This is a genomic window from Microvirga tunisiensis, assembly GCF_009296175.1.
GTDB lineage: Bacteria > Pseudomonadota > Alphaproteobacteria > Rhizobiales > Beijerinckiaceae > Microvirga > Microvirga tunisiensis.
Genome location: NZ_VOSK01000075.1, coordinates 1 through 25,650, shown reverse-complemented (window position 1 = coordinate 25,650; position 25,650 = coordinate 1). Strand labels below are relative to the sequence as shown.

The following is a 25,650-nucleotide window of genomic DNA, read 5'->3' as shown; positions in this document are numbered from 1 at the left end:
CCTCGACGAGTTCGTCGCGCCAGATGATGATGGCCTGGAAGGTCAGCGGGCTTTCGCAGAGCCCGGCGATCATGGCCTCGCGGCCGGCCTCGATGCGCTTGGCGATCGCGATTTCGCCCTCGCGGGAGAGAAGCTCCACCGAGCCCATCTCGCGCAGGTACATGCGCACCGGATCGTCCGTGCGGTCGGTCGGCTCCTTGGCCGTGGTCTCGCGCACCGCGACGGCGCGGGTCTGAGAGGCCTCGACGAGGTCGCCACCTTCGGCCTCCTCCTCGTCGGCGGCCTCCGGCTGGGCATTTTCATCGGTCTCTTCGGACTCGACGACGTTGATGCCCATCTCCGAGAGCTGGCCGAGAACGTCCTCGATCTGCTCCGAGTTGAACTCCTCGGGAGGCAGAACCTCGTTCAATTCATCATAAGTGACATAGCCGCGCTTCTTCGCGAGCTTGATCATCCGTTTAACGGCGGCATCGCTCAGGTCGAGCAGAGGCCCATCGGTCTGCTGCTCGGTCGTGGTCGTATCGCCTTCGTCGCCGCCGGTTGTCTTCGTCGCCATGCTTTGCTCAACTCCAGCGCCCGCCCATCCCCCCTACAGGACCTGCGATGCGCGAATGGGTGGCCAAGCCTCACGGCTCCGCCACCTGAAATTCATTCCAACTATAAACAGTGAGTCGCTTGACTAACCGTTAACCATCCCCTGTCCAGAGCGTGGCAGCCGCCTCGCCTGCCGCACTCCGATCGCGTGAGACATCAGTGCCCCCCTGGGAGCCCTCCGCTGTCCATATCGGCCTCGGCACCCTCGACGGAGGACAGCTGGTTCTGGACCTCCCGCAGCCAGGCGAGATTGGCCTCATTGTCCTCTTCGGCAAGCGCGCGCTCGGCAGCCCGAAGTTCGCTATGTAACGTGCGTGCGCGGCGATGCAAGGTGATGGCTTGCCTCAATGCGTCCTCAAGCCGCAAGGGATCCGCATGCGGATCCAGCATCCACCGGTCGCCGGGATGGACCAGAGCCGTCAGCCGGTCTGCCACCGGCGTCAGACCGGCCCGTTCGAGCCGGGCCTTCATGACCGTCAGATCGGCAGGTTCGCCGCTCGCCGCTCCATCGAGCAGGAGACTGCGCACCATTTGGGTGGGCCGGCCCTCAAGTTCAAGATCTGCAAGGGTTTCGACATGATTTTGAACGAGTTCCGGATGCATCAGGAAGGTGCACAGGATCATCGCCTCTCGCGGACTCTCGGCGGCTCCCCCGGCAAAAAGCGGCGAGCGGGCGAGAAGCGGAGAGACGCTCAACCGAGAGCTCGGCGTCATGGGCTGGGGCCTCTGAAAGTCCCGCCGCGAGCCCCCGCCCTGACGGTTGAACCGGTTGGCCCGGGAATCGGGATTCAACGCCGCAAGACGGCTTTCGACGTCCTCCCGGTAGTATTTCTTGAGCGTTTCGTCGCGAATCAGTGTCAGTGATTCGCGCAGACGCCGCTCCAGGGCCGCCCGGCGCTCGGGGGTATCCAAGGGTCCGGCCTCGAGCTCCCGGGCCCAGAGCACGTCGACCAGGGGCCGCGCCGAGGCCAGGACCCGCTCCACGGCGGCGCTCCCTCCGGCTCGGGCGAGATCGTCCGGGTCCTGCCCGTCGGGCAGCATGGCAAAGCGCAGGGACTTGCCCGGCATCAGGTTGGGCAGGGCGACATCGAGTGCCCGGTAGGCCGCCCGCTGCCCGGCCTTGTCGCCGTCGAAGCAGAGGATCGGCTCCTCCGCGAGGCGCCAGAGCAGGGTGAGCTGGTCCTCCGTCAGGGCCGTGCCGAGCGGCGCGACCGCGTGGGGAAAACCCGCGACGCTCAACGAGATCACGTCCACATAGCCTTCCACGGCGATCACCGTGCCCCGGTCATGGGCCGGCTGGCGGGCGAGATGGTAGTTGTAGAGAAGCCGCCCCTTGTTGAAGAGCGGGGTATCGGGCGAGTTGAGATACTTCGCGGGAACGTCCGCGCTCATGGCCCGGCCGCCGAAGGCGATCACCCGGCCGCGCACGTCGCAGATCGGGAACATGACCCGGTCGCGGAACCGGTCGGCGGGGATCTTCCCCTCCTCGCCGGCATGAACCAGGCCCGCCTCCACCATCATCTCGACCGGCACGCCCTTGCCGGCGAGATGGTCGCGCAGCGCATAACGTTCGGACGGGGCATAGCCGATGCGGAACCGAGCCTGCGTCTCCCGGCTCAATTGGCGCCCGGCGAGATAATCCTGCGCCTTGCCGCCGGAGCGCCCCTGGAGCGAGGCCTCGAAGAACTCCGCCGCCAGTTCCATGACGTCATGGAGGTTCTTGCGCTTGACCTCCTCCTGCCGGTCCTCGCGGGAGAGTTGCGGCAAGGGCACACCCGCCTCGCCGGCCAGCCGCTCCACGGCCTCGGGGAAGGACAGGCCCTCCGTCTCCATGAGAAAGGTGAAGATGTCCCCATGTTTTCCCGAGGAGAAGCAGTGGTAGAACTGCTTCTGGTCGTTCACGTAGAAGGACGGCGTCTTCTCCGCGTTGAAGGGCGACAGCCCCTTCCATTCCCGCCCCGCCTTCTTCAGGCGCACGCGCTTGCCGACGATGGCCGAGGTCGGCAGCCGGGCGCGGATCTCTTCGAGGATTTGGGGCGGGTAGCGCACGAGGCGGAATTCTCCAAACCTGCTCCATAAACTAGAGCGGCTACGGCAGAGTTAAAAACCCAACGGCCACGCTTTTTTTGTTCCCGTAATCCACAGGCCGGGTCGTTCCTTCCGCCGCACGTCGCGTGAAGCGGCCCCTGCGACGATTTGGAACTTAATCCCAGTTCGCCTCCGGTGACCAAAGGGAACCTTTGTTAACGGCTCCATGGCAACTTCGAGACATTGCAAAAACAAGAAGAAGTCTTGGAGTTTGGGGCAATGCCTGCCGTTACAACAATAAATCCTAGTGTCGATTCCTATACGAACGGTCTTCTCGGCGAATACAAGTGGGCGGTCGACAGCTTCACCTATAGCTTTCCTGCGGACGGCTCCCATTACGGTACGTCCTACGGTGAGGGCGAAAACGTCACCAATTTCGGCGCCCTCAGCATGCTTCAGCAGGCGACGGTCCGCACGGCCCTGTCGCTCTATTCCTCGGTGGCCAATCTCACCTTCGCTGAGGTTCCAGAAACGGCGGCCGATCACGCCGACCTGCGCTTCGCCCTCTCGGACGCGCCCAGGACCGCATGGGCCTATTACCCGAGCACGGAGGCCGAAGGGGGCGATGCCTGGTTCAATCAATCCCGAGGGTCCTACAGCAATCCCGTCAAGGGCAACTACGCCTACCTGACTTTCCTGCACGAGATCGGGCATGCGCTCGGTCTGGAACATCCCCACACGAACGGCATGCCGGCCGACCGGGACACCCTCGAATATACGGTCATGAGCTACCGATCCTATCTGGGAGCCTCCACGACCTGGGGCTACATGAACGAGACCTGGGGCTACGCGCAGTCGCTGATGATGATCGACATTGCCGCCCTGCAGCACATGTACGGCGCCAATTACGGCACCAACAGCTCCAACACCGTCTATTCCTGGAGCGCCACCACCGGCGAGATGTTCATCGACGGCATCGGTCAGGCGGCTCCCGGCGGCAACAGGATCCTGCTGACGGTCTGGGATGGCGGCGGCACCGACACCTACGACTTCTCCAATTACGGCACCAACCTAAAGGTCGATCTGCGGCCGGGGGGCTGGACCACGACGGCGACGGCCCAACTGGCCAAGCTGCGTTTCGACGGCGGGCGCCTCGCGGCCGGCAACATCGCCAATGCGCTGCTCTCCAACGGCGATGTTCGCTCCCTGATCGAGAATGCCGTCGGCGGGACGGGTTACGATACGATCACCGGCAACCAGGCGGCCAACGCGCTCACGGGAAATGCAGGCAACGACAAGCTGAACGGCGCCGAAGGCGACGATCTGCTGGACGGCGGCAGCGGAAGCGACATGGCGGTCTTCAGCGGCCAGCGCTCCGATTACGGCGTGACCCTCCTGGCCGACGGATCGCTGCAGGTCCAGGACCTGCGCCCGGGCGCCGCCGACGGCACGGACATCGTCCGGAACACGGAAGTCTATCAGTTCAGCGACCGGGTCTACTCGGCGGCCGAAGTCACCGCCGTCGAGGAGCCGGTCACGCCCGAGCCGCCGGTCACGGAGGACCCGCCGGTGACGGAGGATCCGCCGGTCGTGCAGGACCTCGTTCTGACCGGCACGAGCGCAGCCGACAATCTCTATGGCGCGGCCGGGAACGACCAGATCGACGGCAAGACCGGAAACGACGGACTCTACGGCATGGAGGGCAACGACGTCCTCACCGGCGGGTCCGGCCGGGACATCCTGGACGGCGGAGCCGGAACCGACACGGCAAGCTATGCGACGGCAGCTGCAGGCGTCGTCGCCGATCTGATGGCCGCCTCGAAGAACACCCGGGACGCTTACCGGGACAGCTATGTCAGCATCGAGAACCTCACCGGCAGCCGCCATGCCGATCTCCTGCGAGGCAACGATGCGGCCAATGCCCTCCTTGGGGGCGGCGGGTCGGATGCCCTGTATGGCCGAGGCGGTTCCGATTGGCTCGAAGGCGGCGACGGCACGGATTATCTCGAGGGAGGCGCCTCGGCCGATACTCTGTATGGCCGGGGCGGAAAGGATATCCTGTACGGAGGCAGCCGCGCCGACATGCTGGCCGGCGGAGCGAACGGCGATCTCTTCCTGTTCAAGGCGGTCGGCGACACCGCGCCGGCCGCGAGCGACACGATTCAGGACTTCACCTCGGGCGTCGACAAGATCGACCTGCGGGGCATCGACGCCAACACCAGGCTTTCGGGCAACCAGGCGTTTTCCTTCATCGGAAGCACCGCGTTCACCGGCAAGGCCGGTCAGCTGAACTTCAGCGGCGGAACGCTGTCCGGCGATATCAACGGCGACAAAGCGGCTGATTTCCAGATCAGCCTCCTGAGTGTCGCGTCCATGAAGGCGACGGATTTCTACCTCTGACCAGGTTTCTACCTCTGACCAGGTGTCAGGATACGGACTGCGCAGCGGGCCTTCATGGGGTCCGCTGCGATCCCTGTTTCGGCGATGCTTATCCTTAAGGTGAGTGACTTGAGAGCTCCTTGAAGGGAACCACCAAGCGTGGCCTTCGCTTGAATGGATAGAAGCCTTTCTCGTCGAAGGAATGCTTATCGCAGGATTGTCCAAGTACCGGGGTTAACCAATGCCGCTCACCCAAAACCCCATTGTGGAATGGCCGACGGAGTTCCAGCATCTTTTGGCAGGCATTCAGGTGGCAGCCGGAGAGGATGGCAAACGCTACGGTCACATCGATATCGACATCGACCCCGAGACCCTGTTCCTCCTCAATGACTTCGAAGCGCGGGTGCGGCATCGCCAAGTGCGGATCAGGTCGGCAGACAGCGCCAGGTGCCTCATAGGCGAGATGAACGCGCTTGTGGGCTTAGGGGCTGCGGCCCAACCGGCGAAACATGCCACCAGAGTCCGGATCAGCTTTCACGACCTCCTGGATGACGATTGCGTCGATCGCTCGCCTCACATGTGAGCGGATCCAAGGTTGCCGCAATGGCGAGACGCCGGTTCAAGTGGACAAGGTGAAGTTTGCTGTTCCTCCTGAAACACGAGCACCCCATTCTGCGCGAGTGAGAGCAGGTGGAGCGCCTTGAATCAGAGCATCGCCCATATCGCCATCGTGGTTCGCGACTACGACGAAGCAATCGGTTTTTACGTCGACAAGCTCCGGTTCGAGCTGGTCGAGGACACCTATCAGCCGGAGCAGGACAAACGCTGGGTCGTCGTCCGGCCTCGGGGGAGCGGAAGCACGTCGTTGCTGTTGGCCCGCGCATCCTCGGCCCATCAGGAAACGTTCATCGGCAATCAGGCCGGCGGCCGCGTCTTCCTGTTCCTGCGGACCGATGATTTCTGGCGCGATCATGCCGCCATGCTTGAAGCCGGGATCACCTTCATCCGCGAGCCGAAGCAGGCGTCCTACGGCATCGTGGCCGTGTTCGAGGATCTGTACGGCAATCTTTGGGATCTCGTTCAATTCACGGACGGGCGGCCGTGACGATGACGCCTGGACAGACCAAGTCCGGTCCGCACTCCGTTCACCGGCGATCCTGGGCAGCGTGACTTGGACTCAAGCGCTGAGCCGGTGCGAGCCTTTGCCTTTCGCCCGTTTCGCACGCTCGGCTTTGGTCTTCTCCAGGGCAGCCTGGCTTTGCCGTGCCATCTGCTCGCATTGCTCGTGGAGGGCTTCCAATTCCTTGTCAGTCAGCTTCTCGATTCCCATGAACGCGTCGTCCGCATTCGACGTCCGGATCAGCTCGTCGAGCTTGGTTTGAACGGCGGCGCCGTCCCGGTTCTGCGTGTTCTGAATGAGGAAGACCATCAGGAAGGTCACGATGGTCGTTCCGGTGTTGATCACCAGCTGCCAATCCTCGGAGAAGCCGAAGAAGGGCCCTGACACGGCCCAAACCAGAACGACGACGACGCAGATCAGGAAGGCCGGCGGGCTTCCTGCCACTCTGGCCGTTGCATTCGCGAACTTGGCAAAAAGCCTGTCCATCGCGCGCCCGACAAGGTTCGATGAAGAACAACGGTCGAGCTGGCTTTCCGTTCGATCCCGGGCTCGGGGCCGGTCAGCGGCTTGCCGTCGTGAGCGCGGCCCCGATGCCGACGAAGGTCACGCCTGCGGCGCGGTTGAACCATCGCCCGTGCCGGGTCAGCCAGGGGGCGATGCGCTGCGCCATGACGGCGAGAAGAAGCTCGTAGACGATCTCCACCACCACGAAGGTGCCGCCGAACACCGCGAGCTGAACCGGATAGAGCACGCCCGGGGCCATGAATTGCGGCAGGAAGGCCGCGAAGAAGATCAGCGCCTTCGGGTTCGACACCGCCACGAGGAAGCCCTGGTTGAACATCCAGAGCGGCCTCGCCCGGCGCTGCCCCTTGTCCTGTTCCGCCACATCGAGGACGGAAGCGGGCGCCCGCCAGATGCGGATGCCGAGATAGACGCGAGATAGGCGGCTCCGATCCATTTGGCGATCGTGAAGGCCCGCTCCGAGGCCGCGAGCAGCGCTCCCATGCCGGCGAGCGATGCTGCGATGAGGACGAAGAATCCGAGCGCACCGCCCAGCACCGTAAAGATCGTGGGCCGGAATCCGTAACAGACGCCGTGCGTCAGCGACAGCAGGCCGTTCGGCCCAGGGGTCAGCGAAAGGCCGACCGCGGCCACCAGATAAATCAGCCAGAGTTCGAGGCTCATGGATCACCGATGCTCAATACCGGATCCGCCTTTTAGCACGACCCGCCAGAAATCCTCGAACGGAATGTCGTTTCCCATGATCGATGCCCTGGAATGACACCTATCCCGTTCACGCTCTCCGCCATCATGGCTCTTCCCGTCACGGCCGGCCCCGGGCCGGCCATCCTGATTTGAAATGCGCTGCGCCTCTCGTATCGAGATCACCGGCACAAGGCCGGTGATGACGGTGCTGGGCTGAAGTCAGACTCCCGCTGCCCGTTCCGCTCCGCTTTCGCGTCCTGCCGGGAACGATACCGTCCCTGCTCACACCTTTCCGGTCATGCCCTCCCTCTCCCATCATGGCCGGGCCCGTCCGGCCATCCCGATGCTGAAAAGCGCAGAGCCCTTCGGATCGGGATCACCGGCACGAGGCCGGTGATGACAGGCGGAGCATGAGGCCTCAGCCCTTCGGCAGCAGGTCCTTCACGAGACCGCTCGCCTTGGCGAAGTCCATGCGGCCGGCATATTTGGCCCGCAGGGCTGCGACGACCTTGCCCATGTCCTTCATGGAGGCGGCGCCGGTCTCGGCGATGGCGGCTTCGATGGCGGCCTTCGTCTCGGCCTCATCCATCTGCTGCGGCAGGTAGGAGGAAATGACCGTGACCTCGTCCCTCTCCTGCTGGGCCAGCTCGGCGCGGCCGCCCTGCTCGTACATGGTGATCGATTCCTGGCGCTGCTTCACCATTTTCTGGAGAAGGGCCAGGATCTCCTCGTCGGACAGCGGCTCCTTGCCGGCGCCGCGGGCCTCGATGTCCTTGTCCTTGAGGGCCGCCTGAATCAACCGGATGGCGCCCAAGCGGCCCTTCTCGCCGGCCTTCATGGCTTCCTTCATCTCGGTGGTGAAACGTTCGCGCAGCATGGAGTTCTCCTTGGTTTTAAGTCGCTTGAGCGTTGACGGAAGGCGAACGGCCCCTTAAGTCACGGGGGTAGTTCAAGGGCGGCCCGGTATGGCCTGCTCAAGCACGGCCTGTTGGCCCCGGACTTACAAGAGATCATGACGATGCTGCAAGACAAAGACACCACCGGGTCCTCCTCGGGTGGCTGGGCCGAGCCGCGCGCGACAGCGGTTCTCGTGCTCCAGGACGGAACGGTTCTCGAAGGCTTCGGCATCGGCGCCGTGGGCGAAGCGACCGGCGAGGTCTGCTTCAATACCGCAATGACGGGCTACCAGGAGATCCTGACCGACCCGTCCTATGCCGGCCAGATCATCACCTTCACCTTCCCGCATATCGGCAATGTGGGCACCAACGAGGAAGACACCGAGAGCGTCAACGCCGCCTCGTCCTCCGGCGTGCGCGGCACCGTGCTCGCGGCAACCATCACCGAGCCGTCCAACTGGCGCGCCTCCCGCGACCTCGATGCCTGGCTGAAGGCCCGCAGCATCGTCGGGCTCTCCGGGATCGACACCCGGGCGCTGACCGCGCTCATCCGCGACAAGGGCATGCCGAACGCGGTCATCGCCCACGACCCGGAGGGGCAATTCGACATCGAGGCTCTCAAGGCCAAGGCTGCCGCCCTCCCATCCATGGACGGCCTGGACCTCGTCCCCCTCGTGACCAGCGCCCAGCGCTTCGACTGGGACGAGACCACCTGGACGCTCGGCGAAGGCTACGGCCACCAGGACGGCGCCCCGAGGCATCACGTGGTCGCGATCGATTACGGCGTGAAGCGCAACATCCTGCGCCTGCTCGCCCGCGCCGGCTGCAGGGTCACGGTGGTGCCCGCGACCGCCTCGGCCGAGGACGTGCTGGCTCTGAAGCCCGACGGCGTGTTCCTGTCCAACGGCCCCGGCGATCCGGCGGCGACGGGCGAATATGCGGTGCCGGTGATCCGGAAGGTGCTCGACGAGAAGATCCCGACCTTCGGCATCTGCCTCGGCCACCAGATGCTGAGCCTGGCCGTCGGCGCCAAGACCAAGAAGATGCACCAGGGCCACCACGGCGCGAACCATCCGGTGAAGGACAAGACCACCGGCAAGGTCGAGATCACCTCCATGAACCACGGCTTCGCGGTGGATCCGGAGACGCTGCCGAAGAACGCCCTGGAGACCCACGTGTCCCTGTTCGATGGCTCCAATTGCGGCATCTCGCTCACCGACCGCCCGGCCTTCTCGGTGCAGTACCACCCGGAAGCTTCGCCCGGCCCGCAGGACAGCCATTATCTGTTCGACCGCTTCGTGCAGCTGATGGATCAGAAGAAGGCCTGAGCCTAACGATCATGTGAAGGCTGGAGCACCGGACCCAAAAGTGGACACCACTTTTGGGATCGATTCCGATGCTCGCACTTTGAAGAGCGCATCGTACTTCGCGGAAAACCGGGACCACTTTTCCGCACGATGCGCTGGCGCCGCGACAAACGCGTCGGTTGCGCCAGTCGCCCAAATCACGGTAACCGATCATTAACCATAAAAGCAAAATGATTCCGGGCCTTGGTTTGGGGGTTTCATCCAATGGATTTCGATGACGATTCCGGCGAATTCAGCCGGCTGCACAATCTGTTCACGTTTCATCTCGGCGTCGCCGTCACGCTCGCCTGGCTGACGTCGCTCTATGCTGCTCTCTATGCTCCCTGGGTGCGCAACATCCGGCCGCTGATCGATCCGGCCAATGTGGGCCCGGTCGAGAGCACCTGGTCCTATCTCTTCATCTTCCCGGTGGTGCTCACGACGGCCTGGCTGATCTCGATCTTCGGCCAGAACCTCTTCGCCAAGTTCCGCGTCTTCCGGAACCAGATCATCGAGTTCGCCATCGCGGCGGCCGTGGCCTTCGGGATGTTCTACCTGTCCATCGACCGCGCCGTCGCGACCATGCTCATCGGCATGTAGGGCCACAGGAACAACAGTCCCGCTCGATCTTTCGTCGGCACCATGCGTTCTCTCCCGACTGAAGGAGACACGCATGGTTCAACCGACAGGAGCTGGCGCGGCTCGTTATGACGCGCCCCATGGAACGGAAACCGTTGTCTTTCAGAGCAACGGCATCGTTCCGAACAATCCCTCCCTGCCGCTGGTGATTCGCCGCGGGGCGATTACTCCCTCCCCCGATGATCCTGCCAAGTCATTCAAGGCGACATTCGCCAAGTATGGCTGGACGAATGCCTGGCTCGACGGCATCCACGACTACCACCATTACCATCCCAACACCCACGAGGTGCTCGGCATCGTGTCGGGCTCGGCCCAGGTCCGGTTCGGCGGCGAGGACGGCGATCTCATCACGCTGAGCGCAGGCGACGTGGTGATCATCCCGGCCGGCGTCGCCCATGCGTTGATCAACGGCAGCGACGACTTCGCGGTTGTCGGCGCCTATCCGGCCGGGGCCGATTACGAGACCATCCGTGACGACCCCAATGCCCTCGACACATCGCAGCAGCGCATCGCCCAAGTACCGCTGCCGGATGCCGATCCCGTGGACGGGGCCGACGGAGCCCTCATGAAGCTCTGGACCTGAACGCGAAAAGCCTCCCGCCTAGTGAGGCGGGAGGCCTTTGCCCCTACGGTTCGATCGCCTTCTTAGACCGACAGCGTGACCTGCACGTTGCCGCGGATCGCGTGCGAATAAGGGCAGACCACGTCGGCCTTGTGCACCAGATCGGTGGCCTGCTCCTGAGGCAGGCCCGGCAGGTTCGCCTTCAACTCGACCACCAGACCGAAGCCCGCGCCGTCGTCGCGCTTGCCGATGCCGACCTTGGCCTCAATGGAAGCGTCCGCCGGCAGAGCGATCTTGTTCTGCGAGGCGACGAATTTCAGCGCACCCAGGAAGCAGGCCGAGTAGCCGGCCGCGAAAAGCTGCTCCGGATTGGTCCCCTCGCCGCCCGCGCCGCCGAGTTCCTTCGGTGTGGAGAGGCGAACCTCCAGCTTTCCGTCGTTGGAAGCGGCGACGCCTTCGCGTCCGCCATGGGCTGAAGCATGGGCTGTGTAGAGAGGGGTCATCGGAAAGCTCCTTGAAGTGTCAGGCCCGAGAGCCCGACTGGCCAATTGCAGGCTTACAATTAAATTGCATGCAATCTAACTGCAGACATAGGTCTGAATTCGATTGTGCGCAACTTATTTTTTTCATAGGGTGGTGCTGCGTGGAGGTGACCATGACGAAGATGCCAGAGACTTTGGCGCTCAATAACCAGCTATGCTTCGCCTTCTATTCCGTTTCCCATGCCTTCAGCCGGGCCTATCGTCCGTTCCTGGACCCGCTCGGCCTAACCTACCCGCAATATGTGGTCCTGCTGGTGCTCTGGGAGCAGGATGATCTCACCGTGAAGGCGGTCGGAGACCGGCTGTTTCTCGATTCCGGCACCCTGACGCCGCTGCTGAAGCGTCTCGAGAACGCGGGTCATATTCGCCGGACACGCGACAAGAAGGACGAGCGGCAGGTCAGGATTTCCCTCACCGAGACCGGTCGTGCCCTGCGGGAGAAGGCGGAGGAGATTCCGAAGAACGTTGGTTGCGTGCTGGGTCTCTCGTTCGACGAAGCCCGTGCTCTCAGCCAGGAGGTTGCGAAACTCCGCAGCAGGCTCCATGACTCGGCTGCACTCTCGGGAAAATCCTGAGTTCAGGGAGATGTCTTTTTCGATGAATTGGCGCGACTATTGGAACCGGGACACGCCGATCTATACGAGCGAGCGGCACAAGATGCTGCATTATCGCCTGCTCGCCAACGATATCATCGGCCTCATCCCCTCACCCAAGGCGGTCGTGCTGGACTACGGCAGCGGCGAGGCGCTTCTCGCCGACAAGATCGCCGCCAGATGTGCAAGGCTTTACTTGAGCGATGCCGCGCCGTTGGTGCGCGAGCGCCTGACCGAGAGGTTCAAAGGCAACGAGCGGATCGTTGTTCTCTCGATCGACGATGTCACCGGAATTGCGGACGCTTCCCTCGACCTCATCGTGGTGAACTCGCTCGTCCAGTATCTCTCCCTCGACGAGTTCCGCGCTCTCCTGAGGCTCATGCACGAGAAGCTGAAGGCCGACGGCAAGCTGGTTTTGGGCGACATCATCCCGCCGGACATCAGCCCTCTCACCGATGCCAAGGCGCTGCTCTCCTTCGCGTGGCAGGGCGGGTTCCTGCGATCGGCAATCACCGGTCTCGCCCGCACGGCCTTCTCGGATTATCGCAAGGTCCGCGAGGAGCTGGGCCTCGCGCAATACAGCGAGGAGGAGATCGTCGACCTCGTGCAGGATGCGGGGTTCGAGACCGGGCGCGCTGAGCGGAATCTCGGGCACAACCAGGCCCGCATGACCTTCCTGGCGCGTCCGTCGCCTCAGGCTCGTGATACGGAAGACTTCACGGAGCGCTGATCGCTCGCCAGCGACAGGCCGAATACCACAAGCCCTGCAACGGCCAGAACAGCACCGACCCAACCGGTCGAGGCAAAGCCGTATCCGGCCGCGATCGCGAGTCCGCCAAGCCAGGCGCCGAGCGCATTGGCGATATTGAAGGCCGAATGGTTGAGGGCCGCCGCCAGGGTCTGCGCATCGGCAGCCACGTCCATCAGGCGGGTCTGCAGGGCCGGTCCGATGGCGACGCTGCAGCCGACGAGGAAGACGCAGGCCGAGAGCATGTAGGGGTTCTCCGCCGTCAGCCAGAGCACAGTCATCACCACGACGCTGCAGGCGAGCACCCCTCCGATGGTGGCCATTAGGTTCCGGTCGGCGAACCAGGCTCCGACGAGATTGCCGATAATCATGCCGGAGCCGAACAGGGCCATCATGACTGGCACGGCGCTCTCCGGCATCTGGGCCACCTCCATCGCTGTCGAAGCGATGTAGGAGAAGACGGAGAACAGGCCGCCAAAGCCGACCGCCCCGATGCCGAGGGTGAACCAGACCTGCTTGCGCCTGAAGGCGCCGAGTTCCCGCATAGGGCTCGCGCCTTCCTGGACCTTGTCCTTCGGCAGGAAGAGCCAGATCAGCATCACGGTCAGCGCCCCCATGAAGCCGACGGCGCCGAAGGCGATCCGCCAGCTCAGGATCTGTCCGAACCAAGTGGCCACGGGGGTGCCGAGCAGGGTCGCGACGGTCAGGCCCATCATGACACGCGCCACCGCCTGGGTGCGCTTGTTCGGCGGAACCAGGGAGGCCGCCACGAGAGCGGCCACGCCGAAATAGGCACCGTGCGGCAGACCGGTGAGGAAGCGCAGAAGCACGAAGGACTCGAAGCTCGGCGCCACGGCGCTGACCGCATTGCCGACGGCAAAGACAGCCATCAGGAGCAGGAGAAGCGTCTGGCGCGCGAGCTTTGCCGCCAGGACGGCGATGATGGGAGCACCGACCACGACCCCGAGCGCATAGGCGCTGATCGCGTATCCGGCCTCAGGAGTCGTGACGTTGAATTCCTGCGCGACGTTCGGGAGCAGCCCCATGATCGCGAACTCGCCGGTGCCGATGCCGAAGCTGCCGACCGCAAGGGCCAACTCGATCAGGATGACGGCCAATCGGGAATGCGGAACCGCGGGAGCCTTGTCCTTCGTGGCAAGGCAGGCTTCCTCGGCAATGGCCATATCGGACATGGAGCCCCTACTTTTCGTGTGATGCGATTGTGGCAGAGCCTGCGGAGCAAAGCGTCCGGCTCAGGACGTCAGTTTATATTGCACTGCAAAAAGATTCAGACAGAGGACGAAATGCAGGTCAGGGCTGCACTGAAAGACGGTCCTGCTCCAGCCGTTCGGAACAAGCCATTGGCCAGTGGCTTGTCAGGGCTTCATCTGCAAGGCAGCCTCATGACCTTCGCCTCCTCGGACAGGCCTGTCGAGCCGCAGCAGCGAGACAGCTTCAATCCCGCCGAAAAGACACCGGATCTGTCTCCGAAGGAGAAGAAAGCCGTCGAAGGGCAAAGCAGGCCCAACGCAGCGCTCATTCACGAGACCATTCGAGCAGAGGGCGAAAGCGAACTCGACCGCACGGCCTCCGCGCTGCTCCTCTCCGGGCTGGCTGCCGGCCTGTCCATGGGCTTTTCCCTCACCGTGGAAGGTTTGCTGCACGCCCATCTGCCGGACGCGTCATGGAAGCCTTTGGTGAGCAGTCTCGGTTATACGATCGGATTCCTGATCGTAGTGCTGGGTCGTCAGCAGCTCTTTACCGAAAATACCCTCACGCCCATCCTCCCCCTTTTGCATAACCGGGATGGACGAACTTTCCTGCGTGTCCTGAAGCTGTGGGCCATCGTGCTTGCGGCCAACATCGTCGCAACCTGGGCCTTTGCAGCCATGATCGCGCATACGCCTCTCTTCGCACCCGAGATCAAGAATGCCTTCTCGGAAATCAGTCATAAGGTCGTTGCATCACCATTCGGAACGGTCGTGCTCAAGGCAATCTTTGCCGGCTGGCTGATCGCCCTCATGGTCTGGCTCCTGCCAGGAGCAGATTCGGCGCGCGTGCTCGTGATCCTCATCATCACCTACGTGGTGGCCATTGGAGGCTTTTCGCATCTGATCGCAGGCTCGGTCGACGGATTCTATCTCGTGGAAACGGGCCAGGCCACCTGGGCGGATTACGTCCTGCGCTTCTTCGCGCCCACCCTTATCGGGAATGTTCTGGGCGGCGTCACGCTCGTGGCCGCGCTCAATTTCGGGCAAGTCGTCCCGGAATTGCAGCGATGAGGAACGCCCCATCTTCTCCTTCCGCTCAGGCGAACGTCCAAGCCCTATGCGCCATGAAGCTCCACAGCATCACGACGCCGGTCGTGATGATCTGCGAGGGCAGATAAGGCCCGTCGAGCCAAACCGTGAATGCATGCATGAGGAACCACGTCACGAGAAAACCGATCAAGGCAACGAGGGCGAAGCGCCATGTGGCCTCCCGGTGGGGCCTGTCGCTCTCGTAAGTATGCTTGCGGTTGAGCCTGTAGGACAGGAGCCCCCCCGCCACATAGCCGGCGAGCGTCGCCGGAACGGGATCGATGTCTGCGCCTTCGACGAGGGCGATAAGAAGTCCGTAATGGACCATTGCAGCCGCCAGACCGACTCCGAAGAAGGCGGTGAATTGACGGATCAGACGATGAAGGGAACGAGATGCGGTCACGCCCTCTCGATAGCCGCTTCCCATGGGCCAGTCACCTCATTCCCTGAAGAAGCCCTGCGATCCTGCGCGAAAGGAAGCGCGGGGCGAACTTCGCCCCGATGGCTCCGACGCGGTTCCAGGCGCCCGGAATGACGATGGCCCGCCCGGCCTCATAGCCCTCGACCCCTGCGCGGGCGACTTCGGCGGAGGACGTGACGCCCGAGTTGAAGAGACGCGGATCCTTCAAGCCTGCGGTCTCCGAAAACTCGCTTTCGGTCGGTCCCGGGCAGAGGGCCGTGACCGTCACCCCATGCGGCTTGGCCTCGTCATGCAGACCCTCCGACAAGGATAGGACGAAAGCTTTCGTCGCATAATAGACCGCCATGTACGGCCCGGCCTGGAAGGCAGCGACGGAGGCCACATTCAGGATCCCTCCCCGCTTCCGCTCGATCATGCCCGGCAGCATCAGGCGGCAGAGCGAGGTGAGTGCCGTGACATTGAGGTCGATCATGGCGAGTTGCTTCTCGTGCGGAAGGGACGCGAAATACCCTCTCAGTCCGAACCCGGCATTGTTGACCAGGGTATGGACCTCGATCCCTCGCTCCCGGAGCATCTCATGAAGATCCCGAGGGGCCTCCCTGTCCTCGAGGTCGATCGCCATGATCTCGATCGGCACACCATGGGCTTGGCCGAGCTCTGCACTCAGAGCCTCGAGCCTCTCGTGCCGCCGGGCGGTCAGGATGAGCGGGTAACCCCTGCTGGCGAAGACGCGGGCCAGTTCCGCACCGATTCCGCTGGATGCGCCTGTAATCAACGTCCAGCGAAGCTCCTCGGTCATGGCCATCTTTTCCCAGCTCCCTTTCAGTGCCATACGCTGCGGATCGTACCGCATGGGCATTCGCTGTCTAAATCATGGCTCGGGCCTTTGAATTTGCACAAGGTCCGTGTAAGAGCCTCTCTCAACCTACAATCCGATCACATCCCGGCTGCGCTCGAAGCGCCGTAGCTTTACGGCCGCGCGGCTGGACACGCCTGGGTGGCCCAATGCCAAAGCGGACAGACATCTCCTCCATTCTCATCGTCGGCGCCGGTCCGATCATCATCGGCCAGGCCGTGGAGTTCGATTATTCGGGCACTCAGGCCGTGAAGGCCCTGAAGGAGGAAGGCTACCGCATCATCCTGGTGAATTCGAACCCCGCGACGATCATGACCGATCCCGATCTCGCGCACGCCACCTACGTGGAGCCGATCACCCCTGAGATCGTCGCCAAAATCATCGAGAAGGAGCGCCCCGACGCGATCCTGCCCACCATGGGCGGCCAGACGGCGCTCAACTGCGCCCTGTCGCTCAAGAAGATGGGTGTGCTGGATAAGTTCAACGTCGAGATGATCGGCGCGACGGCGGAAGCCATCGACAAGGCCGAGGACCGGCAGCTCTTCCGCGAGGCCATGACCAAGATCGGCCTCGACACGCCGAAATCGCGCCTCGCTAATGCCTCGGCTCTCAAGAAGGCCGACCGGGACGCCTACCTCGCCGAACTCGCGCGGCTCGAGGCCCTCGACATGCATCCGGGCGACAAGAAGCGCGTGATCTCCAGCTACAAGCTGAAATGGGACGCCGGCGAGAACGACCGCCGCAAGCGCTATCAGGAGCACGCCCTGGGGGAGGCCCTGATCGCGCTTTCCGAGGTCGGCCTGCCGGCGATCATCCGTCCCTCCTTCACCATGGGCGGCACCGGCGGCGGCATCGCCTACAACCGTGACGAATTCCTCGACATCGTGGAAGGTGGCCTGGATGCCTCGCCCACCAACGAGGTGCTGATCGAGGAGAGCGTGCTCGGCTGGAAGGAGTACGAGATGGAGGTCGTCCGCGACAAGGCGGACAACTGCATCATCATCTGCTCCATCGAGAACTTCGACCCGATGGGCGTGCACACGGGCGATTCCATCACCGTCGCCCCTGCCCTGACGCTCACCGACAAGGAATACCAGATCATGCGCGACGCCTCCCTGGCGGTCCTGCGCGAGATCGGCGTCGAGACCGGCGGCTCGAACGTGCAGTTCGCGATCAACCCGGAGAACGGGCGCATGATCGTGATCGAGATGAACCCGCGTGTGTCTCGCTCCTCGGCGCTCGCCTCCAAGGCCACGGGCTTCCCGATCGCCAAGGTCGCGGCGAAACTCGCCGTCGGCTATACCCTCGACGAGATCGCCAACGACATCACCGGCGGCGCGACCCCGGCCTCCTTCGAGCCGACCATCGACTACGTGGTCACCAAGATCCCGCGCTTCGCCTTCGAGAAGTTCCCCGGCGCCGAGCCGACCCTGACCACGGCCATGAAATCCGTGGGCGAGGCCATGGCCATTGGCCGCTCCTTCCCGGAATCGCTCCAGAAGGCGCTCCGATCGCTCGAAACCGGCCTCACCGGCCTCGACGAGATCGAGATCGAAGGCATGGGCAAGGGCGACGACCGGAACGCCATCAAGGCTGCGATCGGCACGCCGACCCCGGACCGGATCCTGAAAGTCGCTCAGGCCCTTCGCCTGGGTATCAGCCACGACGAGGTCTACGAGAGCTGCAAGATCGACCGCTGGTTCCTGGAACAGCTTCAGGACATCGTCGACCTGGAAGCCAAGGTGAAGGCCCATGGCCTGCCACAGACACCGGGCGCCTTCCGTCATCTCAAGGCCATGGGGTTCTCGGACGCACGCCTTGCCGTGCTCACTCACAAGACCGAGGCCGAAGTGCGCGAGGCGCGCCGCGCGCTTTCCGTGCGTCCGGTCTTCAAGCGCATCGACACCTGCGCGGCGGAGTTCGCCTCCCCCACCGCCTATATGTACTCGACCTACGCCGCGCCCTTCGCAGGCCGACCGGCGGACGAGTCCGATCCGTCCGATGCCAGGAAGGTCATCATTCTGGGCGGCGGCCCGAACCGGATCGGCCAGGGCATCGAGTTCGATTACTGCTGCTGTCATGCCTGCTTCGCGCTCAAGGACGCGGGCTATGAGACCATCATGATCAACTGCAACCCGGAGACGGTCTCGACCGACTACGACACCTCCGACCGGCTCTACTTCGAGCCGCTGACGCAGGAAGACGTGCTGGAGATCATCGAGACCGAGCGCTCCAAGGGCACGCTCCACGGCGTGATCGTCCAGTTCGGCGGCCAGACCCCGCTCAAGCTCGCCCGCGCCCTGGAGGAGGCCGACGTACCGATCCTCGGCACCTCGCCCGATGCCATCGACCTTGCCGAGGACCGGGACCGGTTCAAGCGCCTTCTCGACAAGCTGCACCTGAAGCAGCCGAAGAACGGCATCGCCTATTCGGTGGAGCAGGCCCGTCTGATCGCTGCCGATCTCGGTCTGCCCTTCGTGGTACGCCCGTCCTACGTACTCGGCGGCCGGGCCATGGCGATCATCCGCGACGAGACCCAGTTCGAGGATTACCTGCTCGGCACCCTGCCGAGCCTGATCCCGTCCGACGTGAAGGCCCGCTACCCGAACGACAAGACCGGCCAGATCAACACGGTGCTGGGCAAGAACCCTCTCCTCTTCGACCGCTACCTCTCGGACGCGATCGAGGTGGATGTGGACTGCCTCTGCGACGGCAAGGACAGCTTCATCGCCGGCATCATGGAGCACATTGAGGAGGCGGGCATCCATTCGGGCGATTCCGCCTGCTCGCTGCCGCCCCGCTCATTGTCGCCTGAGACCCTTGCCGAGCTGGAGCGCCAGACGAAGGCCCTGGCCCTGGCGCTCGATGTCGGCGGCCTGATGAACGTGCAATACGCCATCAAGGACGGCACGATCTACGTTCTCGAGGTGAATCCCCGCGCCTCGCGCACGGTGCCCTTCGTGGCCAAGGTCATCGGAGAGCCCATCGCCAAGATCGCGGCCCGCATCATGGCGGGCGAGGATCTGGCAAAGTTTGGCCTGACCCCGAAGGAGCTGCTGCATATCGGCGTCAAGGAAGCCGTCTTCCCCTTCGCCCGCTTCCCGGGCGTGGACGTGTTGCTCGGGCCGGAAATGCGCTCGACGGGAGAGGTGATCGGCCTCGACCGCAGCTTCGGCGTGGCCTTCGCCAAGAGCCAGCTCGGCGCCGGCAGCCAGGTTCCCAGGACCGGAACCCTCTTCGTCTCGGTCCGCGACTCGGACAAGGCCCGCATCCTGCCCACCGTCCGGATGCTCGAGGAGATCGGCTTCCGGATCATGGCGACCGCTGGAACCCAGAAATTTCTTGAGGAAAACGGCGTCAAGGCGACGCGGATCAACAAGGTGCTGGAGGGCCGCCCGCACGTCGTGGACGCCATTAAGAACGGCGATATCCAGCTCGTCTTCAATACCACCGAAGGGGCTGGCGCCCTCTCGGATTCCCGGTCTTTAAGACAAGCTGCCCTCTTGCATAAGATACCTTACTACACCACTCTTGCAGGAGCGATTGCCGCGGCCGAGGGCATCAAAGCATACCTCAGCGGCGATCTCGAAGTCCGGGCGCTTCAGGAATACTTTGCCTGAGGCATCCGGCCTCACATTGGAACTGCGAAGCTTCTGGTAAGTTTTCGTTGACATGCGAGGGCGCTGGCAACAGCGGCCTCGTACCTCTTTTTGGACGAGATAAACGATGGACAAGGTCCCTCTGACGATCAAGGGTTTTGCGGCGCTCGAGGAAGAACTCAAGCACCGGCAGCAGGTTGAACGCCCCCGGATCATCCAGGCTATCGCGGAAGCGCGCGCGCTTGGCGACCTGTCGGAAAACGCCGAATATCATGCCGCTAAGGAAGCCCAATCTCTCAACGAAGGCCGGGTCCTTGAGCTCGAAAGCCTGATCTCCCGCGCCGAAGTCATTGATATTGCAAAGCTCTCCGGTGACCGGATCAAGTTCGGCGCGACGGTGAAGCTCGTTGACGAGGACACCGAGGAAGAGAAAACCTACCAGATCGTCGGCGAACCCGAGGCCGATGTGCGCTCGGGTCGGGTCTCGGTCGCGTCTCCTATCGCGCGTGCCCTCATGGGCAAGACCATCGGCGATACGGTGGAGGTCTCGACCCCCGGCGGCGGCAAATCCTATGAGGTCGTCGGCGTCCAATTCGGCGCCTGAACAACGGAAGGGGGCAGGAACGATGAGAAATCCCATGACGTCCCCCTCCCGGCGTACCCTCCTGAAATCTCTCGCCTGTGCCGGCCTCGCCAGCGCAGGCTTTGCCCTGCCTGCCCATGCCCAGAGCTTCCCGCAGGCGTTCTCTTCCTTCTCGGTCGATGTGAGCGTTCTCAAAGCCAAGGGGCTCGGTCCCTTCGCCGACCTTGTCGGCGCGGCCGCGCTCGACGAACTGCGGCGTTCTTTTGCTGACCGGGTCGATCCTCGCGGGCCCCGTCTTGTTCTGCGCCTGACGGGAGTCTTTCTGACTTCGTCTCCTGACAACAGCAGCGGATACCGAGGTCGAGGGGGCGGCGGCAACAGCGGGCACGATGCAGTGGAGGGTGAAGCCCTGGCTATCGGCCGCAGGGGCGAGGTCCTGGCAAGCCATCCGATGCTCGCTGTGCGTGACGTGAATACCAGCATCCTGACTCCGGACGAGCAGGGCCGTGCCGTGCAGGTGGCCCAGCATTACGTGCGCTGGCTCAGGCGGCAGATCTAGCTCACGCCGAGGGTGGCGGGGGTGAGAGGCTGACGGGTTCCTCTACTTCGAGCGAAGCGCCAGCCGCGGCGCGCCCTTGCGAGCATGCCGCGATCCTTGTCGCCTCAGTGCCTTGGTGGGTCGGGAATGATACCGGTTGCTCCCCTCCCGTCATGGCCGGCCTTGTGCCGGCCATCCCGATCTGGTGAGGCGCTGCGCCTTTTCGATGGGGATCACCGCCCTAGACACTCCCCGTCATGGCCGGTCTTGTGTCGGCCATCTCGATGCGGTGAGGCTCGGTCGTTTCATCCAACCGGGATCACCGGGACGAGCCCGGTGATGACGCTGGAGGGTACGAGGGCCGAACAGCGAACGTTGCCGACATGGCAACAAGCCTTGCCCCCCGTCGCAGGGAGTCGGATCGCTTGCGGCATCCTGGATGATGAGCATAGAGGGATAGAGCTCCCATCTCGCGAAGCTGCCTTCTTCGGCGATTGCCCAAGTGAGGGATCAAGCTCGCTCTCGGCAAGCGGAAGGCCTGCCCTTACGGAAGACCTGCCCCTTAGCCCTCGACTTCCGCTACGTCCTCGATCGGCACCAGAGGATCGTCCTTGATGAGGTCGAGAGTCAGGGCGGTTCGGACGTTGCGCACGTTCGGCAGCGAGGTGAGCTCGGACACGAGGCCCCGGAAGGATGCGAGGTTCGGGGCCACGCACTTCATGATGAAGTCGATATCGCCCGAGAGGGTCCAGCACTCGCGGACCATGGACCAATCCTTCACCCGCTGCTCGAATTCCCGCAGTTCCTTCTTGCCCTGGATGTCGAGCTGCACCATGGCGAAGCAGACGATCTCGAAACCGAGATTCTTCGGGTCGAGGATCGCCCGATAAGCCTTGATGATCCCGGCGCTTTCCAGCGCCCGCACCCGGCGCAGGCACGGCGGCGCCGACAGGCCGACCCGCCGAGCGAGCTCCACATTGGTGATGCTGCCGTCGGCTTGCAGTTCTTTCAGGATGGCCCAGTCGATGGAATCGAGGCGTCCGCGCACGGTAACTCCGCTCATGCATGGTCAGACAAGGGGCATCGGCCGGTCGCCCTGATCATGCGGCATCAGGTCAAAAAATCTCGTCCTGGGTGAGTAGACCGTGTAGAGGGTCGACACAAGAAGGACAGGCGATTAAGTCGCAACGAACTTCATGAACTCCACAGGCTCATTGATCGAATGTTGCGCAAGGATACCGGCCTTATCACCTGGGTGCTGACCGATGGCAAGGCTGGGGACGAGCTGCAGGCCCTGAGCATCACCGAGGCTCTAGGCCTCCCCGCGGAAATCCGCCGGATCAAGCCGAGGCCGCCTTTCAGCTGGTTCATGCCCTGGGGGCCCATCGATCCGCGCGAGCGAACGGGGTCTCCCGGCAGTCCCCTTGCCCCGCCCCTTCCCGACCTCCTCGTCGCTTCGGGCCGCCGGGCCGTAGCCTACCTGCGCCACGTGAAGCGGGCTTCGGGCGGGCACACCTATACGGTGTTTCTCAAGGATCCCCGCACCGGACCGAAGACCGCCGATTTCATCTGGTCTCCTGACTACGATCGCCTGCGGGGTCCCAATGTCCTCAACACTCTCACCCCGCCGCACCGGATCTCAGCCAGGAAGCTTGAAGCGGCTCGCGCCCAGCCCGATCCTCGCCTCGCCCACCTCCCCCACCCGCGCATCGCCGTGCTGGCCGGTGGCAACAGTCGCCATCACCGGTTTTTGGATGAGGACACCGCCCGTTTCATCCGGCATCTGACTGCCGTGGCAGAGACCGGAGCCGGATTGATGGGCACGGCCTCGCGCCGCACGCCGCCGGCCCTGCGGGCGGCTCTGATGGCCCTGACCGCCAAACATGGGGGGTTCTTCTGGGATGGCACAGGCGGGAACCCCTATGGGGACCTTCTCGCCCAGGCCGATTTCGTCGTCGCGACGGCGGATTCCTTCAACATGATCGGCGAGGCCGCCGTGACCGGCAGGCCGATCCTGGTCTTCGAGCCCTCAGGGGGGCATCCTAAACTGGATGTTTACATGCGGGACCTTAAAGCCCATGGAGTTGTGCATCCCTTCGAGGGCCGTCTTGAAGGACAGCCCTATGAACCACTAAATTCAACACCCAAGGTCGCGGAGGCCATAGCCGAGGGCTTGAATCGCCACCGCCGCGCTCTCGGCCTGCCGGATATCGCCTTTTCACTGGAGACCCCCTGATGGCCCATTCTCACGCCAAGCTCATCATCATCGGCTCGGGGCCGGCGGGCTATACGGCAGCGATCTACGCGGCGCGCGCCCTGCTCGAACCTGTGATGATCTCCGGTTTCCAGCCCGGCGGACAGCTCATGATCACGACGGATGTGGAGAACTATCCGGGCTTCGCCGACGTGATCCAGGGCCCCTGGCTCATGGAGCAGATGCGGATGCAGGCCGAGCACGTGGGCACCCACATGATCTCCGATCACATCACCAAGGTGGACCTGAGGCAGCGTCCCTTCCGCCTGGAGGGAGATTCCGGCGAAACCTATACCTGTGACGCGCTGATCGTCGCCACCGGCGCCCAGGCCAAGTGGCTGGGCCTGCCGTCCGAGGGCCAGTTCCAGGGCTTCGGCGTCTCCGCCTGCGCGACCTGCGACGGCTTCTTCTATCGCGGTAAGGAAGTCGTGGTGGTGGGCGGCGGCAATACGGCCGTCGAGGAGGCGCTCTACCTCGCCAACCTCGCCTCCAAGGTCACGCTGGTTCATCGCCGGGATTCCTTGCGTGCCGAGCGCATCCTGCAGGATCGACTGTTCAAGCACCCCAAGATCGAGGTGATCTGGAACTCGGCCGTCGAGGAAATCTGCGGCAGCGAGAATCCATCCTCCGTCACCCATGTTCGGTTGAAGAACATCGTTTCGGGCGATATGTCGGACTTCAAGACCGACGGCGTCTTCATCGCCATCGGCCACAAACCCTCGACGGAACTCTTCACCGGTCAGCTCGACATGAAGTCCGGCGGCTATCTGCTGACGAAACCCGGCTTGACCGAGACCAACATTCCGGGCGTCTTCGCGGCTGGCGACGTGACGGACGACATCTACCGGCAGGCCGTCACCTCGGCAGGCATGGGCTGCATGGCGGCTCTGGACGCGGAACGCTACCTGGCGGCTCTGGAGGCTGCCCAGGAAGCCGCCGAATAAAGTTTATTAACAACTGGTTAGGTCTCAGGACGATTTCCTGTTGCGTCGGACCCTCGGCTTATAAGAGATAAGAGTTGCCTTGCGTCAGGAGCATGCTAGAGCCTCAAACCCAAAAGTGGACCCCACTTTTGGGATCAATCCCGATGCTCCTTCTCTTGGCCGGCGTATCGTTCGAGCGGAAACCCGGATCCACTTTTCCGCACGATGCGCTAGGCATGAGGGGAATGCCGTGGACTGGGATAAAATCCGGATTTTCTATACGGTCGCTGAAGCGGGCAGCTTCACGCGGGCCGGAGATGATCTGGGCTTGAGCCAATCCGCCGTCAGCCGCCAGATCAGCGCCCTCGAGCGCGAATTGAAGGCCCCCCTCTTCCACCGCCATGCCCGAGGCCTGATCCTCACCGAGCAGGGCGACCTGCTGTTCCGGGCCGCCCGTGACATGCGCATGCGGCTGGAAACCACCAAGGCGCGGCTGGTCGAGACCAGCGAGCGGCCTTCGGGCGAGCTGAAGGTCACGACCACCGTCGGCCTCGGCTCCATCTGGCTTGCCCAGCGCATCGCCGAGTTTCTGGATCTCTATCCGGATGTCCGGGTCGAGCTGATCCTGTCCAACGAGGAACTGGACCTGGCCATGCGCGAGGCCGACGTGGCTATCCGCCTGCGCCGCCCGGCCCAGCCGGACTTGATTCAGCGCCGCCTCTTCACCGTGCATTTCCACGTCTATGCCTCGGCGGATTATCTGAAGAGGTTTGGCGAGCCCAAGACCCTGGAGGATCTGGACGAGCATCGGATCGTCTCGTTCGGGGGTGACCAGCCGTCCTATCTCATGGCCGTGCATTGGCTCTCCACAGCCGGCCGCGAGGGGCGCGAGCCGCGCCAGTACCACTACGTCGTCAACAACATCACGGCGCTGAAACTGGCCGTCGAGACGGGAGCAGGCATTGCCGTGCTGCCGGACTATGCGGTGGTCGGCAATCCGGATCTGATCCAGATCCTGCGCGACGTGGAAATGCCGTCTCTCGACAGCTATCTCGTCTATGCCGAGGAAATGCGCTCGGTCGCCCGGGTCCAGGCGTTCCGGGATTTCCTGATCTCCAAGGCCCAGCGCTGGACGTTCTGACGTCCGAATCCCCTGCCAAGCTCGATGGCAGCTCAGATTTTGTCCCTCAGATGACACGAGCCATGCATTTGGCGCAGCCCTTTTATGAGGCATGCTGCATTGCAAATAAGCTCGATGCGGCCGATATCACCAGTGGCTGATTTTTACGCGGCATCGCTTTCTTCCTCCCGGCGTTGCCGTGTCGGCCGTTCCCTCTGGAAGGTTTTGACTTTTGTCGGACCTCTACTTTAGCCGGGCTTCGAGCCCGGCTTTTTTCGTGTGCCGAGCATGTTCGACAGCTTGGAGGTGCAAGTCCTCTACCCAGCCTGATGGCGGCGAAGGGTTAGCAAAGCGCAAGGGCGCCACCGCGAGGTGGGGTCTGAAGGAAGCGTGGAGCAAAACC

Annotated in this window: 25 protein-coding genes and 1 pseudogene; 15 read left to right on the top strand and 11 right to left on the bottom strand. The window is 63.4% G+C overall.

Going from position 1 to position 25,650, the window contains the following annotated elements; genetic code table 11:
• On the bottom strand, nucleotides 1-556 hold a 556-nt coding region (locus FS320_RS18630), incomplete at its 3' end, for an RNA polymerase sigma factor region1.1 domain-containing protein (protein ID WP_274597192.1).
• Nucleotides 557-750: 194 nt separating this feature from the next.
• Nucleotides 751-2,643 (bottom strand): DNA primase, encoded by a 1,893-nt coding sequence (gene dnaG / locus FS320_RS18625; RefSeq protein ID WP_162003084.1) that lies wholly within the window; start codon nucleotides 2,641-2,643, stop codon nucleotides 751-753.
• 258 nt (nucleotides 2,644-2,901) lie between these two features.
• Here dnaG and FS320_RS18620 point away from each other — a divergent pair, with 258 nt between their 5' ends.
• The 3 genes from FS320_RS18620 to FS320_RS18610 all read left to right on the top strand — a co-directional run bounded on the left by FS320_RS18620 (nucleotide 2,902) and on the right by FS320_RS18610 (nucleotide 6,106).
• Nucleotides 2,902-5,022 (top strand): M10 family metallopeptidase, encoded by a 2,121-nt coding sequence (locus FS320_RS18620; protein ID WP_152713312.1) that lies wholly within the window; start codon nucleotides 2,902-2,904, stop codon nucleotides 5,020-5,022.
• A 220-nt stretch (nucleotides 5,023-5,242) separates the two neighbouring features.
• On the top strand, nucleotides 5,243-5,584 hold the full coding sequence (locus FS320_RS18615; protein ID WP_152713311.1) for a hypothetical protein: 342 nt from the start codon (nucleotides 5,243-5,245) through the stop codon (nucleotides 5,582-5,584).
• 117 nt (nucleotides 5,585-5,701) lie between these two features.
• A complete protein-coding gene (locus FS320_RS18610) occupies nucleotides 5,702-6,106 on the top strand; it encodes a VOC family protein (protein WP_152713310.1) in 405 nt (134 codons plus the stop codon).
• 72 nt (nucleotides 6,107-6,178) lie between these two features.
• Here FS320_RS18610 and FS320_RS18605 read toward each other — a convergent pair whose 3' ends face one another.
• The 4 genes and pseudogenes from FS320_RS18605 to FS320_RS18595 all read right to left on the bottom strand — a co-directional run bounded on the left by FS320_RS18605 (nucleotide 6,179) and on the right by FS320_RS18595 (nucleotide 8,204).
• Nucleotides 6,179-6,607 carry a low affinity iron permease family protein gene (locus FS320_RS18605; RefSeq protein WP_152713309.1) on the bottom strand — a complete coding sequence of 143 codons (429 nt, stop codon included), beginning with the start codon at nucleotides 6,605-6,607 and terminating at the stop codon, nucleotides 6,179-6,181.
• A gap of 73 nt (nucleotides 6,608-6,680) precedes the next feature.
• Nucleotides 6,681-7,079: a LysE family translocator gene (locus FS320_RS49800; protein WP_274597191.1), complete on the bottom strand. Its 399-nt coding sequence runs from the start codon at nucleotides 7,077-7,079 to the stop codon at nucleotides 6,681-6,683.
• Between the two features lie 35 nt (nucleotides 7,080-7,114).
• Nucleotides 7,115-7,306, bottom strand: a pseudogene (locus FS320_RS49795) (LysE family translocator); the annotation flags it as partial.
• Between the two features lie 439 nt (nucleotides 7,307-7,745).
• Nucleotides 7,746-8,204, bottom strand: coding sequence for a GatB/YqeY domain-containing protein (locus FS320_RS18595; protein ID WP_152713308.1), 459 nt, complete (start codon nucleotides 8,202-8,204; stop codon nucleotides 7,746-7,748).
• A gap of 141 nt (nucleotides 8,205-8,345) precedes the next feature.
• On the opposite strand from FS320_RS18595, the gene carA reads away from it, so the two are divergent.
• From carA to FS320_RS18580, 3 genes are all read left to right on the top strand, one after another.
• A complete protein-coding gene (carA, locus tag FS320_RS18590) occupies nucleotides 8,346-9,551 on the top strand; it encodes a glutamine-hydrolyzing carbamoyl-phosphate synthase small subunit (RefSeq protein WP_152713307.1) in 1,206 nt (401 codons plus the stop codon).
• A 243-nt stretch (nucleotides 9,552-9,794) separates the two neighbouring features.
• The gene (locus FS320_RS18585; RefSeq protein WP_152713306.1) at nucleotides 9,795-10,169 is read left to right on the top strand and encodes a hypothetical protein; all 375 of its coding nucleotides are present in this window, start codon (nucleotides 9,795-9,797) and stop codon (nucleotides 10,167-10,169) included.
• A gap of 73 nt (nucleotides 10,170-10,242) precedes the next feature.
• On the top strand, nucleotides 10,243-10,791 hold the full coding sequence (locus FS320_RS18580; protein ID WP_152713305.1) for a cupin domain-containing protein: 549 nt from the start codon (nucleotides 10,243-10,245) through the stop codon (nucleotides 10,789-10,791).
• Between the two features lie 62 nt (nucleotides 10,792-10,853).
• On the opposite strand, the gene FS320_RS18575 is transcribed toward FS320_RS18580, so the two are convergent.
• Nucleotides 10,854-11,273: an organic hydroperoxide resistance protein gene (locus tag FS320_RS18575; RefSeq protein ID WP_152713304.1), complete on the bottom strand. Its 420-nt coding sequence runs from the start codon at nucleotides 11,271-11,273 to the stop codon at nucleotides 10,854-10,856.
• A 152-nt stretch (nucleotides 11,274-11,425) separates the two neighbouring features.
• On the opposite strand from FS320_RS18575, the gene FS320_RS18570 reads away from it, so the two are divergent.
• Nucleotides 11,426-11,887 (top strand): MarR family winged helix-turn-helix transcriptional regulator, encoded by a 462-nt coding sequence (locus FS320_RS18570; protein ID WP_152713303.1) that lies wholly within the window; start codon nucleotides 11,426-11,428, stop codon nucleotides 11,885-11,887.
• Nucleotides 11,888-11,909: 22 nt separating this feature from the next.
• Nucleotides 11,910-12,635 carry a class I SAM-dependent methyltransferase gene (locus FS320_RS18565; protein ID WP_152713302.1) on the top strand — a complete coding sequence of 242 codons (726 nt, stop codon included), beginning with the start codon at nucleotides 11,910-11,912 and terminating at the stop codon, nucleotides 12,633-12,635.
• Here the strand turns inward: FS320_RS18565 and FS320_RS18560 are convergent.
• Nucleotides 12,599-13,837, bottom strand: a complete 1,239-nt coding sequence (locus FS320_RS18560) for an MFS transporter (RefSeq protein ID WP_420846743.1) — start codon at nucleotides 13,835-13,837, stop codon at nucleotides 12,599-12,601. The two genes, FS320_RS18565 and FS320_RS18560, sit on opposite strands and share 37 nt — an antisense overlap.
• Nucleotides 13,838-14,056: 219 nt before the next feature.
• On the opposite strand from FS320_RS18560, the gene FS320_RS18555 reads away from it, so the two are divergent.
• Complete coding sequence (locus FS320_RS18555) at nucleotides 14,057-14,935, top strand: formate/nitrite transporter family protein (RefSeq protein WP_152713300.1); 879 nt, start codon at nucleotides 14,057-14,059, stop codon at nucleotides 14,933-14,935.
• Between the two features lie 25 nt (nucleotides 14,936-14,960).
• Here FS320_RS18555 and FS320_RS18550 read toward each other — a convergent pair whose 3' ends face one another.
• Nucleotides 14,961-15,356 carry a GtrA family protein gene (locus tag FS320_RS18550; RefSeq protein ID WP_338105404.1) on the bottom strand — a complete coding sequence of 132 codons (396 nt, stop codon included), beginning with the start codon at nucleotides 15,354-15,356 and terminating at the stop codon, nucleotides 14,961-14,963.
• A gap of 31 nt (nucleotides 15,357-15,387) precedes the next feature.
• Entirely contained in the window at nucleotides 15,388-16,173 is a 786-nt protein-coding gene (locus FS320_RS18545; protein ID WP_244627218.1) for an SDR family NAD(P)-dependent oxidoreductase, read from the bottom strand.
• 206 nt (nucleotides 16,174-16,379) lie between these two features.
• On the opposite strand from FS320_RS18545, the gene carB reads away from it, so the two are divergent.
• The 3 genes from carB to FS320_RS18530 all read left to right on the top strand — a co-directional run bounded on the left by carB (nucleotide 16,380) and on the right by FS320_RS18530 (nucleotide 20,971).
• Nucleotides 16,380-19,850 carry a carbamoyl-phosphate synthase large subunit gene (gene carB / locus FS320_RS18540; protein ID WP_152713298.1) on the top strand — a complete coding sequence of 1,157 codons (3,471 nt, stop codon included), beginning with the start codon at nucleotides 16,380-16,382 and terminating at the stop codon, nucleotides 19,848-19,850.
• A 106-nt stretch (nucleotides 19,851-19,956) separates the two neighbouring features.
• Nucleotides 19,957-20,433 carry a transcription elongation factor GreA gene (gene greA / locus FS320_RS18535; RefSeq protein ID WP_152713297.1) on the top strand — a complete coding sequence of 159 codons (477 nt, stop codon included), beginning with the start codon at nucleotides 19,957-19,959 and terminating at the stop codon, nucleotides 20,431-20,433.
• Between the two features lie 34 nt (nucleotides 20,434-20,467).
• Nucleotides 20,468-20,971, top strand: coding sequence for a hypothetical protein (locus FS320_RS18530; RefSeq protein ID WP_152713296.1), 504 nt, complete (start codon nucleotides 20,468-20,470; stop codon nucleotides 20,969-20,971).
• A gap of 541 nt (nucleotides 20,972-21,512) precedes the next feature.
• Here FS320_RS18530 and FS320_RS18525 read toward each other — a convergent pair.
• Entirely contained in the window at nucleotides 21,513-22,013 is a 501-nt protein-coding gene (locus tag FS320_RS18525) for an Lrp/AsnC family transcriptional regulator (protein ID WP_152713295.1), read from the bottom strand.
• 159 nt (nucleotides 22,014-22,172) lie between these two features.
• Here FS320_RS18525 and FS320_RS18520 point away from each other — a divergent pair, with 159 nt between their 5' ends.
• The 3 genes from FS320_RS18520 to FS320_RS18510 all read left to right on the top strand — a co-directional run bounded on the left by FS320_RS18520 (nucleotide 22,173) and on the right by FS320_RS18510 (nucleotide 25,268).
• On the top strand, nucleotides 22,173-23,186 hold the full coding sequence (locus tag FS320_RS18520; RefSeq protein WP_152713294.1) for a mitochondrial fission ELM1 family protein: 1,014 nt from the start codon (nucleotides 22,173-22,175) through the stop codon (nucleotides 23,184-23,186).
• Nucleotides 23,186-24,148 carry a thioredoxin-disulfide reductase gene (trxB, locus tag FS320_RS18515; RefSeq protein ID WP_152713293.1) on the top strand — a complete coding sequence of 321 codons (963 nt, stop codon included), beginning with the start codon at nucleotides 23,186-23,188 and terminating at the stop codon, nucleotides 24,146-24,148. The genes FS320_RS18520 and trxB overlap by 1 nt, the downstream gene beginning before the upstream one ends.
• Nucleotides 24,149-24,377: 229 nt before the next feature.
• A complete protein-coding gene (locus tag FS320_RS18510; protein WP_114945399.1) occupies nucleotides 24,378-25,268 on the top strand; it encodes a LysR family transcriptional regulator in 891 nt (296 codons plus the stop codon).
• The last annotated feature ends 382 nt before the right edge of the window (nucleotides 25,269-25,650 follow it).

What these genes read in the sequence shown, in the direction of transcription:
- carB (WP_152713298.1), top strand. Translation starts at nt 16,380, where the DNA reads ATGCCAAAGCGGACAGACATCTCCTCCATTCTCATCGTCGGCGCCGGT.
- FS320_RS18565 (WP_152713302.1), top strand. Translation starts at nt 11,910, where the DNA reads ATGAATTGGCGCGACTATTGGAACCGGGACACGCCGATCTATACGAGC.
- FS320_RS18620 (WP_152713312.1), top strand. Translation starts at nt 2,902, where the DNA reads ATGCCTGCCGTTACAACAATAAATCCTAGTGTCGATTCCTATACGAAC.
- FS320_RS18595 (WP_152713308.1), bottom strand. Translation starts at nt 8,204, where the DNA reads ATGCTGCGCGAACGTTTCACCACCGAGATGAAGGAAGCCATGAAGGCC.
- FS320_RS18555 (WP_152713300.1), top strand. Translation starts at nt 14,057, where the DNA reads ATGACCTTCGCCTCCTCGGACAGGCCTGTCGAGCCGCAGCAGCGAGAC.
- FS320_RS18530 (WP_152713296.1), top strand. Translation starts at nt 20,468, where the DNA reads ATGACGTCCCCCTCCCGGCGTACCCTCCTGAAATCTCTCGCCTGTGCC.
- FS320_RS18615 (WP_152713311.1), top strand. Translation starts at nt 5,243, where the DNA reads ATGCCGCTCACCCAAAACCCCATTGTGGAATGGCCGACGGAGTTCCAG.
- trxB (WP_152713293.1), top strand. Translation starts at nt 23,186, where the DNA reads ATGGCCCATTCTCACGCCAAGCTCATCATCATCGGCTCGGGGCCGGCG.
- FS320_RS18575 (WP_152713304.1), bottom strand. Translation starts at nt 11,273, where the DNA reads ATGACCCCTCTCTACACAGCCCATGCTTCAGCCCATGGCGGACGCGAA.
- FS320_RS18520 (WP_152713294.1), top strand. Translation starts at nt 22,173, where the DNA reads ATGTTGCGCAAGGATACCGGCCTTATCACCTGGGTGCTGACCGATGGC.
- FS320_RS18560 (WP_420846743.1), bottom strand. Translation starts at nt 13,837, where the DNA reads ATGGCCATTGCCGAGGAAGCCTGCCTTGCCACGAAGGACAAGGCTCCC.
- FS320_RS49800 (WP_274597191.1), bottom strand. Translation starts at nt 7,079, where the DNA reads ATGGATCGGAGCCGCCTATCTCGCGTCTATCTCGGCATCCGCATCTGG.
- greA (WP_152713297.1), top strand. Translation starts at nt 19,957, where the DNA reads ATGGACAAGGTCCCTCTGACGATCAAGGGTTTTGCGGCGCTCGAGGAA.
- FS320_RS18580 (WP_152713305.1), top strand. Translation starts at nt 10,243, where the DNA reads ATGGTTCAACCGACAGGAGCTGGCGCGGCTCGTTATGACGCGCCCCAT.
- carA (WP_152713307.1), top strand. Translation starts at nt 8,346, where the DNA reads ATGCTGCAAGACAAAGACACCACCGGGTCCTCCTCGGGTGGCTGGGCC.
- FS320_RS18570 (WP_152713303.1), top strand. Translation starts at nt 11,426, where the DNA reads ATGACGAAGATGCCAGAGACTTTGGCGCTCAATAACCAGCTATGCTTC.
- FS320_RS18525 (WP_152713295.1), bottom strand. Translation starts at nt 22,013, where the DNA reads ATGAGCGGAGTTACCGTGCGCGGACGCCTCGATTCCATCGACTGGGCC.
- FS320_RS18605 (WP_152713309.1), bottom strand. Translation starts at nt 6,607, where the DNA reads ATGGACAGGCTTTTTGCCAAGTTCGCGAATGCAACGGCCAGAGTGGCA.
- FS320_RS18585 (WP_152713306.1), top strand. Translation starts at nt 9,795, where the DNA reads ATGGATTTCGATGACGATTCCGGCGAATTCAGCCGGCTGCACAATCTG.
- FS320_RS18545 (WP_244627218.1), bottom strand. Translation starts at nt 16,173, where the DNA reads ATGACCGAGGAGCTTCGCTGGACGTTGATTACAGGCGCATCCAGCGGA.